The following is a 12,099-nucleotide window of genomic DNA, read 5'->3' on the forward strand; positions in this document are numbered from 1 at the left end:
CTGAATTAATAGCTTTTGGCTTTGATGAGCGCAGGATCGCGCGCCAGTTTTTTCTGTTTAAGGTAATAGGCCAGCGATAACAGGCCAATCCATACCGGCAGCAGACCGACTGCAATACGCATCGATGGGGTCTGGCTCATAATCACCAAGATACCGAGCATAAAGGCAATACACAGGTAATTGGTAAACGGATAGGCAATACTTGGGAACAGGGTTTGCTGTTGCTGCGCCAGCATCTGACGTTTAAATTTCAGATGGGTATAGGAAATCACCACCCAGTTAATCACAATGGCTGCCACCACCAGCATCATCAACAGGCTGAACGCCGTTTCCGGGAACAGGTAATTCAGCAGCACACAGAGCAGGGTGAAAAAGGCCGAAACCATCACCGCATTTACCGGAATACCGCGTGTATTGATTTTGCTTAAAAACTTCGGCGCATTGCCTTGTTCCGCAAGACCTAAAAGCATACGGCTGGTACAGTAGTTGGTGCTGTTATAGACCGACACCGCAGCAGTCAAGATCACGAAATTCAATACTGTGGCAACGCCTTGACTGCCTAAGGAGTCAAACATCATCACGAACGGGCTGCCGCCTTGTGCCATCTGGTTCCATGGATATAAGGCCAGAATAATCAGCAGGGTTAAAATGTAGAATAATAAAACCCGGTATACAATCTGATTGACCGCTTTCGGTAAGGTCTTTTTCGGGTTGTCAGTTTCTGCTGCGGCAATACCGACCAGCTCAATGCCGCCAAAGGCAAACATGATCATGGCCATTGCCATCACCAGGCCCATCACACCATTGGGGAAAAAGCCGCCAAGTTCCCATAAATTGCTTAAATGCGCCTGCGGACCACCGTTTCCGGATGCCAGCAGATAGCTCCCAAAAGCAATCATGGCGACAATCGCCAGCACTTTAATAATCGCCAGCCAGAATTCCATTTCGCCGAACAGTTTGACATGCAGCAGGTTAATCACATTAATAAAAATAAAGAAGCCCAGCGCTGAGATCCAGGTCGGGATTTCCGGCCACCAGTAATGGATATACAGGCCAATGGCACTCAGTTCGGCCATACAGACCAGCACATTCAGTACCCAGTAATTCCAGCCCGACATAAAGCCGGCAAACTTGCCCCAGTATTTATAGGCAAAATGACTAAAAGAACCACTGACAGGTTCTTCGACAATCATTTCACCCAGTTGACGCATCATTAAAAATGCAATCAGGCCGGCAATGGCATAACCCAGAATGACCGAGGGGCCGGCCAGGTTAATGGTCTGGGAGATGCCGAGGAATAATCCGGTGCCAATTGAGCCACCGAGGGCAATGAGCTGAATATGCCGGTTGCTCAAACCCTTATGTAGTTTGCCATCATGTTGTTGCATCTTTTATCATCCATGTAAAATCGACATCACTGTGTTGTTATTGTTTTGGCGCAGGTGATGTAATTGCTGAAATTTAAACATGCGCCGCCCCTGACACATGCCAAATCGCATGTGCAAGAGCGGCGTTGTCGGGATTTAGAACACCTGAAAATCAGGCAGAGACGTCAAGCACGCCACGTTTAATCTGGTCGCGCTCAATCGATTCGAACAGGGCTTTGAAGTTTCCTTCGCCAAAGCCATCATCTGCTTTACGTTGAATAAACTCGAAGAACACCGGGCCAATCATATTTTCCGAGAAAATCTGTAGCAGCAGGCGTTTTTCACCATCTTTGGTATTACCATCCAGCAAAATGCCACGCTGTTGCAGCTCTGCAGTCGGTTCGCCATGTTCAGGTAAACGTTCTGCCAGCATTTCATAATAGGTTGCCGGTGGTGGAGTCATAAACTTGGCACCCATGGCTTTGAGCTTGTCCCAGGTCGCCAGTAAGTCATCGGTTGAGAAGGCAATATGCTGAATGCCTTCGCCGTTAAATTCTGACAGGAACTCGGCAATTTGTCCGTTGCCTTTGTCCGAGTCTTCATTCAGTGGAATACGGATTTTGCCATCTGGTGCAGTCAGCGCTTTTGAGGTCAAACCAGTGTATTCACCTTTAATATCGAAGTAGCGGATTTCCTGGAAATTAAAGATTTTTTCATAGAAATTGGCCCAGTACTGCATCCGGCCTTTGTAGACATTATGGGTTAAATGGTCAATTTCTTTTAAACCAGTACCCACCGGGCGCGGATCAACACCTTCAAAGAACTCGAAATCCTGCTGATAAATATCGCAGTCGACCAGAAAGATTGGTGAGCCACCAATGCCTTTAATCGCTGGAATATTCAGTTCCATAGGACCAATCACGTTTTTGATTGGTTCGGCACCGAGTTCGAGCGCTTTCTGATAGGCACGGGTTGCATTTTTGGTCTTAAAGCCCATGGCACAGGCCGATGGACCATGTTCATTAAAGAAATACGATGCATAGGATTCTGGCTGATAGTTCAGAATGATATTGATGTCGCCCTGACGCCATAAGTAGACATTTTTGGATTTGTGCTTAGCCACTTGGGTAAAACCGAGCGTTTGAAAAACTGAATCCAGAGCGCCATTTTCCGAGACAAACTCAATAAATTCAAATCCGCATAGCTCTAAAGGGTTAGCTAAGTTGTGCATGTTCCATCCTCATGTATGGTGAGCAATCCAATTGCTTCACTTGTTGTTTTTGCAGGAATTTCCTGAAATCAGGGAGTTCCAGATGAAAATATCTTAGCAAGAGTTAATCTCTGTTCAATACGTAATATGATTACGCATTTCGTAACTTATAACTCAAATCAGGCTTAATGATAAATTAAAGTAATGATATTTATAAAATATTGTTTTTTGTTTTATTGGTGAATAGGAAGAAATATAATTGTAACTTTTTGTAAATTATGGTGGGTGGGCTATGATTTTTAATGAATTAGTTAATGATTTTAAAAGGTTTTTAATGGTGGTGTTTTGACTGTAAATATCCAATAGAAGGTAATTTTAATGCGGATAATTTTTTATCCAAAAGTAATTTGAGTCTTTCGACGTGATTTAACCCGGAAGATAGGAGATCAATTGGAGGAAAGCTGTGTTTTGCTAAATGTGAAAGGAAATCCGGAAGAATGCTAAAAAACATCCAGAAAACTATTGTCAAAGCTGGAAATAGCGCGTATTTTATTTTTCAGACACATACTTTTTGAAGAAATAAAGATGTTAAAGCAACCTGTAATCTCAAACGCATACTATTACTTCTGGCAGTTTAGATAATTGCCTGAACGCGTTCGGGCAAAATAAGGTTGCCCACCAGTTGATACCTGATCGGCAACCCTGATCAGGTTTTTTTATATCTTGAATTTAATCAATCTTTTGGAGATTCTCATGCGTACATTTAACTATTCATACTTTAGCAACTTTTATTGGTTTTACTTTAGTCAAGCTATGACCAACCTGACCTGTATTAGACCCATATCGCTCAAATAAAAGTTCGGACTGTCAAACCACAGTCCAAAGGAAGAATCAATGAACGCTTTAAATACTGCATTACAACAATCCTCAGCCAAAGAAACAATTTTAAGCTTACCTTATCAGCTCAAGGCGCAATTGCCGCTTTCTGGCGCGTTGGCACAGCAAATTGCCGAGCAGCGTCAAACCATTCAGAATATTCTTAACGGTACCGATTCACGTTTGCTGGTGATTACCGGCCCATGCTCCATCCATGATCCTGCGGCAGCACTGGAATACGCACAAAAATTACAACAACTGCAAAGCCAGGTGGCAGACCAGATTTTCCTGGTAATGCGTGCCTATATTGAAAAACCGCGCACCACGGTTGGCTGGAAAGGCTTCTTATACGATCCAGAATTAAACGGTTCATCCAATATGCAATTGGGACTGGAAAAGTCACGTGAACTGTACTTGCAAATTATTGAAATGGGGCTGCCTATTGCCTCGGAAATTCTAAGTCCGATGGCAACGGCCTACTTTGACGATTTACTGGCCTGGGGTGCGATTGGCGCGCGTACCAGTGAATCTCAGATTCACCGTGAAATTTCTAGCCACATGCCGTACAGCATTGGCTTCAAAAATGGTACCGATGGTTCGGTACAAATTGCTTTAGACGCAATTCAATCGGCTTCACATCCGCATCAGTTCTTAGGCATGAGCCAGCAAGGTTTACCGTGTATTTTAGAATCACAGGGCAACCCGAAAGCACATCTGATTTTACGTGGCGCCAATATTGGCCCGAACTACCAGCTGGCTGAAATTGAAAAAATCAAAGCCAAAGTCAAAGGCGAGATGCCAGCGCTGGTGATTGATTGCAGTCATGGCAACAGCAGTAAAAATCCGTTATTACAACCAGAGGTGTTAAAAACCATTGTGGCAGAGCGTGCACAAACTCAGGTTCGCGGTGTCATGCTGGAAAGTCATCTGGTCGATGGACAACAGAAAATCTCGGATCAGATGACCTATGGCCAGTCCGTGACCGATGGTTGTTTAGGCTGGAACAAGACTGAACAGTTATTGTTTCAGGTCGCACAAGAACTGGTCTTACGACCGTTAAAACGTAGTGCTTAAACTGCAATTGTATTGAATGAATAGCCCCTGAACCTCAGGGGCTTATTTTTTATCAGCACCTTAAAATTAAAATAGAAAAGTTTGATGAAATTGGCAGATTATCTTGAATTTTTTGAATAAGTTGAAATTTTTATTGATTGTGAAATCAGGATGATTGATGCAATATCGACAACATGCTCAGCGCTGCCAATCGGTTGAATACCGGCGCGTTGGGGCCAAAAATGATGACAGAACAGATAGTGAATAATTGATGATGTACAGTGCAGAATTACTCGAAGATGCGCGTAAGTTTATGTTTCATATGCTCAGCAAAGTGGTTGAATTTGGGGGATCAGATTTATTTATTACCGCGGATTTTCCACCGAGCATTAAACATCAGGGCATGATGAAAGCGCTGGGACAACAGGCGCTGACCGCAGAAAAAACCAAGCTGTTTGCCTACAGCCTCATGAATGAAAAACAGCGTAGCGAGTTTGAAACTGATCTGGAATGCAACTTTGCCATTAGTGTGCCGGAGGTATCGCGTTTTCGGGTCAATGTGTTTCAACAGCAGCTGCATGTCGGGATGGTGATTCGAACCATTAGCGCGGAAATTCCAAACTTTAGCCAGCTGAAACTGCCGGAATCACTGAAGCATATTATTATGGAAAAGCGCGGTCTGGTGCTGGTGGTGGGGGGAACCGGTTCAGGTAAATCGACCTCTTTGGCGGCGATGATTGATCATCGTAATGAAAATTCAGCCGGGCATATTATTACCGTGGAAGACCCGGTGGAATATGTGCACAAGCATAAAAAGTCGATGATTACCCATCGTGAAGTCGGGGTCGACAGCCATTCCTGGCACAATGCGCTGAAAAATACCTTACGTCAGGCACCGGATGTGATTTTAATTGGCGAGATCCGCGACACCGAAACCATGGAACATGCGATTGCCTTTGCTGAAACCGGGCATTTATGTTTGGGCACCTTGCATGCCAATAACGCCAACCAGACGCTGGACCGGATTATCAACTTTTTCCCGGAAGAGCGCCGTAACCAGTTGCTGATGGATCTGTCGTCCAATATGAAGGCCATTATTTCCCAGCGTCTGGTGCGTACCGAAGATGGTAAAGGCCGCCGTGCGGCAGTCGAGATTATGCTGAATACGCCGCTGATTTCTGAACTGATTTTAAAAGGCCAGTTCCATGAGTTAAAGTCGATTATGGGCAAATCGCGTGAACTGGGCATGCAGACGTTTGATCAGGCTCTATTTGATTTGTATAACGAAGGCGCGATTTCCTATGAAGAAGCAATTCGTAATGCCGATTCGATGAATGAATTGCGCTTACAGATTAAATTGAAAAGTAACCGGCCAAGCGAAGCTTCGGCAGCTATGAGCTTTAGCATGCTGGAAGAGCCAAAACCGGAAGATGAAGATACGGAATCTGCTCCTCAACAGAGTGCTTAAGCTGCAATTTATCTAGCATCACTTAAAAAATAAAACGCCCAATTGGGGCGTTTTTTTAATTTAGGCTGTGGCTGGGTGATTAACCACAAACTTATAAAAGACCAGACTCGACAACACCACCCCGGCACAGACCAGATAGGTGATGCTATAGCCTTGCCAGCTAATCAGTAAGCCGACCAGTAGCGAACCGAGGGCAATCCCAATATCGTAGCAGGTGAAGAAAGTTGAGGTGGCATGGCCAATCCGCGATTTAGGCGCGCGCTGAATCGCCAAGGTTTGTAAACATGGTTGCAAGGTGCCGAATCCCATCCCAATAAAGATCGCAGAGACCATAAAACTGACCACACCCTGCATCTGGCTGAGCAATGCCAGACCTGCGGCAAACATTAAGATTGAAGGATAAATCACATAGCGCGGACCATAACGGTCATAAATTTTCCCGGTAATCGGGCGCAGGCTCATCATGGAAATGGCGAACACAATAAAGAATATACTGGTATAACTGAGCAGGTCTTTTTCTTCGGCATAGGTGGAAATAAAAGACATGATACTGGCATAGGAAAAGGCCACCAGCATCGCCATCACTGAAACTGTTAAAGCCTTTTTCTCCATAAAGTCATGCAGCGATAGCTTACGGCGAACAGTTGCAGCAGTATCGGTTTTTTCTGGCTCACGCAGCGGGATCATAAAACAGAAGGCAAAGCCCAGGCTGATAATCACCGCCAATACAGTCGCAATAATGCTATAGGACCAAGTCTGGATTAAGGAAATGCCCAGCAAAGGTCCGAGGACAATCCCTAAATTCACCGACATAACAAAATAACCCATACCTTCACCTTTACGCTGCTCCGGAATAAAGTCATTGGCAATTGGTACGGTAACGGTGGTTAAAATACTGAACCAGATACCTTGAATAAAACGGATGATCAGCAGCAGGGTCAGGTTGTCAGCAAAAATATAGGCAAAAGACAGCAGGCAGAACATGCTTTCGGACAGGAACAAGGTCTTTTTACGGCCCAGCTTTTCAATAATCAACCCGCTAAATGGCCGCACCAGAATAGAGGACACCATAAACAGGGTCATGGCCAGACCGGCCTGTGCCAGTGAACCGTTCAGCTCATTCAGGATATAAATTGGCAAAATGGTGGTCTGGGCAAAATAGAAAATAAACAGAAACAGGTTATTGGAAAAACACAGAAGAAAAGGTTTGTTCCATAAAGGCTGTGACGCGGTGTTTGACATATTAAACCTTTGTGCTGGGATCAATAGGGCGTTTGTTGTTGTGCTGATCTGCCGCTATTGATATATGGGAGAGACAAGGCCTATCTTAAATTATTTTATGGTAAAAATATAGTATTGCTATAATTTATGTAAATTTTAATGTTATTTAATAAATTTAATTAATAAAATTATCTTATTGTGATAATTATATTCATTTAATGGGGTTTTGAGCTAAAAAAATCAGCCCGTAGGCTGATCTTCTTGCAAGATTATTTTTTATAAGCCGGCTTCATATTCGCTGCTTGAAAGCAGTTTTTCGACATCGGCCAGGTTGTCTGGCTTGATTTTATAAATCCAGCCTTTGCCATACGGCTCATCATTCACAAAATCCGGGTCATCTTCCAGCGCCGGGTTAATTTCAACCACTGTGCCGGATACTGGCGCGTGAATGTCAGACGCAGTTTTCACAGATTCCACCACGCCGGCCTGTTCACCCGCGGTCACTTGCTGGCCCACTTCAGGTGCTTCGACATAGACCAGATCGCCCAGTGCATCTTGAGCATGATCAGAAATACCTGTAACAACAAGATCACCTTCAATGCGTACCCATTCGTGTGTACGTGCATATTTCAGTTCTGAAGGGTGATTCATGATGACTCCTTAACTATTTAAATCATTTTTGGCATGTTTATACATGCTTTTGCAGAAAAACAAAAGTTTTATAAATACGGATCTTTACGCCAGTTGCTTGGACTGCGGCCACTCCAGCGCTTAAAGGCGCGGCTAAAATTGGCGACATCGCTATAACCCAGTTCATCGGCAATCTGTTCCAGGGTGTAATCGGTACGTGACAGCAGCGAGGTGGCATGCCGGTAACGGACTTCATCAACCAGGGTAGAAAAAGAGGTGCCTTCGGCTGCCAGCTGGCGTTTCAGGGTGCGATCTGACATATGCAGCTGGTCGGCGACATGCTCGATACTTAAATAATGCTGTTCGGAATTGGTCAGAATATCGCGCACGCGCATCGACAGGCGGCGCTGTTCACCCAAGGCAGAAAGTTCGGCTTCGCACTGGTTAATGGCAATCTGGCTGGCAATAGGATCGGCATGAATCATTTTCAGCCCCAAATACTGCTTGTCAAAACTCAAGATCAGATAGGGCTGGTCAAAACGGAAACTGTGATTCGGGAATTTGGCTGCATATTTTTCAAAGCCCAGCGGTTCCGGGAAATCAAAATCGACTTCACCAGAAAGATGCTCCATGCCGGTAATGGCTTTGGCCATGGTGATCATGCCAATAATCAGTGCAATCGCAATTTCGGTTCTGAGCGGTTCCAGATCAATTTCACCTTGCAGCTGCAGGGTGGCTTTTTCACCAAAGGTAGAGAAAAACAGCTGTAAAAAGGGCATCCGCAGCTGAATAAAGCGGTTGGCCAGCATTAAAGCATCACTAATATCATTGGCAGTCATAATCGCATAGCCGATAAAGCCATGAATCGAGATGCGCATTTGCGTGCCTAAATGATAGCCCAGCGTCGATTCACCGGTGAGATACAGCGCATGTTTGACCATGTCATTGGCCATGCTGGTCGGAATCCGAAAGTCAGGATCGGCCAGTTGTTCAGTGGTCAGATGGAAGGGAGCAAAAAAGGTTTCAGCGTTATATCCCCAACGGGAAACAACATCCAGAATAAGTAAGCCATAAACACCAGGAACACCCTGATCCTGACGCGGTAAAAGTGTTTTCATGCACGGTCCATTGCACTAATGAGTATTATTTTTTAAATTTGCTTGCCTATATTGGCATGAAAAAAACCGGAAAACTAGAAAAATTGTTTGACAAAATGACTGCTTAGGCCACCTGTGCATCCCGCCGGAACACCACAATTTTGGTGGTCGAAATCAGTAAAACTTCACCATGCTGGTTTAAGGCCTGTGTCACATAACTGACCAGACCACGGTCCAGCTTGGTTTTTGATGGACTGATGGCGGTAATTTCAACATCAACATGAATCAGGTCACCCGGACGGGTCGGACGCGGCCAGCGCAGACTGGATTCTGAACCAATCAGGCCATGTGCCACCGGAAAACATTCGGTCCATAAACGCATGGTTACCGCGGCAGTATGCCAGCCACTGGCGGCAATGCCTTGAAATACCGGATGCTGCGCGGCTTGCTGCACATCGGTATGGAAAATTTGTGGGTCATACAGGTGGGCAAACTGCTGAATTTCTTCTAAAGTCATTTCGTAGTCACGACTGACAAAGTGATCACCCACCTTCAAATCTTCCAGATACAACATATCAGGTTCCTTGTTTTTGCTTTAATTGTTGTTGCTCAATCAGAAAGCCACCAGTTTGGCGTTGCCACAGCTGAGCGTAAATTCCGTTCAGTGCCACCAGTTCATCATGCGTGCCTTGTTCGGCAATCTGACCCTGATCCAGCACAATCAGGCGATCCATCTGCGCAATGGTCGATAAACGGTGAGCAATCGCAATAACGGTTTTACCTTGCATCAGTTCATCCAGACTGGACTGAATTGCGGCTTCAACTTCAGAATCCAGCGCACTGGTGGCTTCATCCAGAATTAAAATGGGCGCATCTTTTAAGAATACCCGGGCAATCGCAATCCGCTGACGTTGTCCGCCCGACAGTTTCACGCCGCGTTCACCCACATAGGCTTCATAACCGCGTTTGCCACGTAAATCGGTCAGCTGCGGAATAAATTCTTCAGCCTTGGCTTTGGCCACTGCAGCATACATCTCTTCATCGCTGGCATCAGGGCGGCCATATTTAATATTTTCAGCCACGGTACGATGCAGCAGCGACGTGTCCTGTGTTACCAGCGCGATATTCTTACGCAGGCTGTCCTGGGTGACATCGACAATATCCTGACCATCAATCAGAATCCGGCCCTGATTAATCTGATAAAAATGCAGTAACAGCTGGATGAGGGTCGATTTCCCGGCACCGGAACGTCCGACAATCCCGATTTTTTCACCCGGACGGATGGTCAGGTTAAACTGCTCAATTACGTTTTTGTCATTATAGGCAAAGCTGACATTTTCAAATTTGATTTCACCTTGCGCGACATTCAAGGTTTTGGCATCCGGTTTATCTTCAATTGTGATCGGGCGGCCGAGGGTTTTCATCCCGTCTTGAATGGTACCGACATTTTCAAACAGCGCCGAGGTTTGCCACATCATAAATTCAGCAATGCTGTTCAGCTTGAGAATCATGGCGGTGGTGGCGGCAATAATGCCGAGTTCTGCCTGGCCATTCATCCATAACCACAGCGCCGTACCCAGCACACCGACATACAGCACAACCGTCAGCAGGTTAATGCTGATTTCATACTGTGCGCCCAAACGCATCTGCTTATAGACCGTGACCATAAATTCCTGCATGGATTCTTTGGCATACTGGCTTTCGCGGCCGGCATGGGCAAACAGTTTCACGGTCTGGATGTTGGTATAGGCATCGGTCACGCGGCCGGTCATGACGGCGCGGGCATCAGCCTGGCTATTGGAGATTCTGCTTAAACGTGGAATAAAATAACTGGCTGCGGCAATAAACAGGCCCAGCCATACCAGCAACGGGATAATCAGCATAGGTGAAATGGCGCCTAACACCACGCTGATGGTAATAAAGTAAATCACCACATAGGCCAGCATATCGCCCAGAATAATCCAGAATTCTCGTACCGCCAGCGCTGTTTGCATGACTTTGGCCGATAGCCGCCCGGCAAAATCATTATGGAAAAAATCCAGACTTTGACGCAGCAGTAAGTTGTGAAAACGCCAGCGCAGGCGCATCGGGAAATTACTATATAAAATCTGATGTTTGATAATGGATTGCAAACTAGCAAAGAAAATATTGGCCAGCAGGATAAAAGTCAGAATAGTCAGATTGGTTTGATGTTCGGCCAGAAAGGTATCTGGCTGACTTTGACTGAGCCAGTTCACCAGCTCGCCAATTTTGGCATAGAGCAGGGCTTCAAAACTTGCCGCACCTGCGGTACACAGCACCAATAGCAATAAGTACGGACGAACACCGCGCGCGGCCTGCCAGACAAAAGGAAAAAAACGGGTAGGTAGTGGTTTATTTAAACCTTTGGTGGGGTATGGATTAACCAGGCTCTCGAACCACTTAAACATACACAATGTCCTTTTGAGCAAGCAGATTGATGATCATCATTGGTATCGGCCATGCGGCTTGTACAGACGAAGAGCATGTTCTATTCAATGCGCTACTGATCACGATTACCGCTTGCGAGATAAACAACAGATTTATTGCCAAGAATACCCAGTTTAAAAGAAAAGTAAAACTTTTCAGGGCGGTGCTGCTTTAAAATCAGGCAGATAAATAAGGCTTTGCAGTTGAAAGAAACCTCATATTTTTTGCGAGCTTCGATCAGAAAATATCTGCCTGAAACTTACAGAATTTCAATCTCGACTACATCAATATCGGTTGGTTTATAACGGTGTGTATCCACTTCACCGACCACCCGGACTTTTTTACCTGGATTCAGCAATTGCGCCGGTGTCGCCAGATCATGATCAATTTCGACATGGATGATGCCGGTCTGATCCTGAAGCTGGTACATTTCATCTTTAATATGTTTATGAATAGTGCCATACACCGTAACTGGTGTTTCATCTGCGGCTTTCAGTGCCTGCGCAGTGGTCATAATATTTTTTGCTGCTTGCGCAATAATTTTCTGGTCATCATCCGCAAAGGCAGGAGCTGAAAGTGCAAGCAGAACACTGGCGAAGATTAACGGCATTTTAATTTTCATGCAGGATGTACCTCTTTCTTTTATAAACTTAATTTCAGTATACGTAAAAACAGCGTGCTGCAATGCTGTGTCATTGTAAACATCAGCGGGCAGTGTTTAGGTAAGAA

At 45.2% G+C, this 12,099-nt stretch carries 11 protein-coding genes; 3 read left to right on the top strand and 8 right to left on the bottom strand.

Going from position 1 to position 12,099, the window contains the following annotated elements; all coding sequences use genetic code 11:
- Positions 1-5: 5 nt before the first annotated feature.
- Together FTT63_RS04965 and hppD are read right to left on the bottom strand one after the other, a co-directional pair.
- Positions 6-1,388 (bottom strand): amino acid permease, encoded by a 1,383-nt coding sequence (locus tag FTT63_RS04965; protein ID WP_180192038.1) that lies wholly within the window; start codon positions 1,386-1,388, stop codon positions 6-8.
- Between the two features lie 151 nt (positions 1,389-1,539).
- Positions 1,540-2,598, bottom strand: a complete 1,059-nt coding sequence (gene hppD, locus FTT63_RS04970) for a 4-hydroxyphenylpyruvate dioxygenase (RefSeq protein ID WP_168383124.1) — start codon at positions 2,596-2,598, stop codon at positions 1,540-1,542.
- 873 nt (positions 2,599-3,471) lie between these two features.
- On the opposite strand from hppD, the gene FTT63_RS04975 reads away from it, so the two are divergent.
- Together FTT63_RS04975 and FTT63_RS04980 are read left to right on the top strand one after the other, a co-directional pair.
- Positions 3,472-4,527, top strand: coding sequence for a 3-deoxy-7-phosphoheptulonate synthase (locus FTT63_RS04975; protein ID WP_104471376.1), 1,056 nt, complete (start codon positions 3,472-3,474; stop codon positions 4,525-4,527).
- A 253-nt stretch (positions 4,528-4,780) separates the two neighbouring features.
- Positions 4,781-5,974, top strand: a complete 1,194-nt coding sequence (locus FTT63_RS04980; protein ID WP_045794791.1) for a PilT/PilU family type 4a pilus ATPase — start codon at positions 4,781-4,783, stop codon at positions 5,972-5,974.
- 60 nt (positions 5,975-6,034) lie between these two features.
- Here the strand turns inward: FTT63_RS04980 and FTT63_RS04985 are convergent, their stop codons facing one another.
- The 5 genes from FTT63_RS04985 to FTT63_RS05005 form a co-directional block, all read right to left on the bottom strand.
- Positions 6,035-7,216, bottom strand: coding sequence for an MFS transporter (locus FTT63_RS04985; RefSeq protein ID WP_180192039.1), 1,182 nt, complete (start codon positions 7,214-7,216; stop codon positions 6,035-6,037).
- Positions 7,217-7,471: 255 nt separating this feature from the next.
- Complete coding sequence (gene gcvH, locus FTT63_RS04990) at positions 7,472-7,846, bottom strand: glycine cleavage system protein GcvH (RefSeq protein WP_005178176.1); 375 nt, start codon at positions 7,844-7,846, stop codon at positions 7,472-7,474.
- Positions 7,847-7,914: 68 nt separating this feature from the next.
- A complete protein-coding gene (locus FTT63_RS04995; RefSeq protein WP_180192040.1) occupies positions 7,915-8,943 on the bottom strand; it encodes an AraC family transcriptional regulator in 1,029 nt (342 codons plus the stop codon).
- 103 nt (positions 8,944-9,046) lie between these two features.
- Positions 9,047-9,496 (bottom strand): MaoC family dehydratase, encoded by a 450-nt coding sequence (locus FTT63_RS05000; RefSeq protein ID WP_016658087.1) that lies wholly within the window; start codon positions 9,494-9,496, stop codon positions 9,047-9,049.
- A gap of 1 nt (position 9,497) precedes the next feature.
- Positions 9,498-11,351 (bottom strand): ABC transporter ATP-binding protein, encoded by a 1,854-nt coding sequence (locus FTT63_RS05005; protein ID WP_005178171.1) that lies wholly within the window; start codon positions 11,349-11,351, stop codon positions 9,498-9,500.
- Positions 11,352-11,380: 29 nt separating this feature from the next.
- Between FTT63_RS05005 and FTT63_RS05010 the strand changes: the two genes are divergently transcribed.
- Positions 11,381-11,545, top strand: coding sequence for a hypothetical protein (locus tag FTT63_RS05010; RefSeq protein ID WP_155757083.1), 165 nt, complete (start codon positions 11,381-11,383; stop codon positions 11,543-11,545).
- A gap of 84 nt (positions 11,546-11,629) precedes the next feature.
- Here FTT63_RS05010 and FTT63_RS05015 read toward each other — a convergent pair whose 3' ends face one another.
- Positions 11,630-11,992: a NirD/YgiW/YdeI family stress tolerance protein gene (locus FTT63_RS05015; RefSeq protein WP_075166578.1), complete on the bottom strand. Its 363-nt coding sequence runs from the start codon at positions 11,990-11,992 to the stop codon at positions 11,630-11,632.
- Positions 11,993-12,099: the final 107 nt, after the last annotated feature.

The organism is Acinetobacter sp. C15, assembly GCF_013420645.1.
Taxonomy (GTDB): Bacteria; Pseudomonadota; Gammaproteobacteria; order Pseudomonadales; family Moraxellaceae; genus Acinetobacter; species Acinetobacter indicus.

What these genes read in the sequence shown, in the direction of transcription:
- FTT63_RS04965 (WP_180192038.1), bottom strand. Translation starts at nt 1,388, where the DNA reads ATGCAACAACATGATGGCAAACTACATAAGGGTTTGAGCAACCGGCAT.
- hppD (WP_168383124.1), bottom strand. Translation starts at nt 2,598, where the DNA reads ATGCACAACTTAGCTAACCCTTTAGAGCTATGCGGATTTGAATTTATT.
- FTT63_RS04975 (WP_104471376.1), top strand. Translation starts at nt 3,472, where the DNA reads ATGAACGCTTTAAATACTGCATTACAACAATCCTCAGCCAAAGAAACA.
- FTT63_RS04980 (WP_045794791.1), top strand. Translation starts at nt 4,781, where the DNA reads ATGTACAGTGCAGAATTACTCGAAGATGCGCGTAAGTTTATGTTTCAT.
- FTT63_RS04985 (WP_180192039.1), bottom strand. Translation starts at nt 7,216, where the DNA reads ATGTCAAACACCGCGTCACAGCCTTTATGGAACAAACCTTTTCTTCTG.
- gcvH (WP_005178176.1), bottom strand. Translation starts at nt 7,846, where the DNA reads ATGAATCACCCTTCAGAACTGAAATATGCACGTACACACGAATGGGTA.
- FTT63_RS04995 (WP_180192040.1), bottom strand. Translation starts at nt 8,943, where the DNA reads ATGAAAACACTTTTACCGCGTCAGGATCAGGGTGTTCCTGGTGTTTAT.
- FTT63_RS05000 (WP_016658087.1), bottom strand. Translation starts at nt 9,496, where the DNA reads ATGTTGTATCTGGAAGATTTGAAGGTGGGTGATCACTTTGTCAGTCGT.
- FTT63_RS05005 (WP_005178171.1), bottom strand. Translation starts at nt 11,351, where the DNA reads ATGTTTAAGTGGTTCGAGAGCCTGGTTAATCCATACCCCACCAAAGGT.
- FTT63_RS05010 (WP_155757083.1), top strand. Translation starts at nt 11,381, where the DNA reads ATGATCATCATTGGTATCGGCCATGCGGCTTGTACAGACGAAGAGCAT.
- FTT63_RS05015 (WP_075166578.1), bottom strand. Translation starts at nt 11,992, where the DNA reads ATGAAAATTAAAATGCCGTTAATCTTCGCCAGTGTTCTGCTTGCACTT.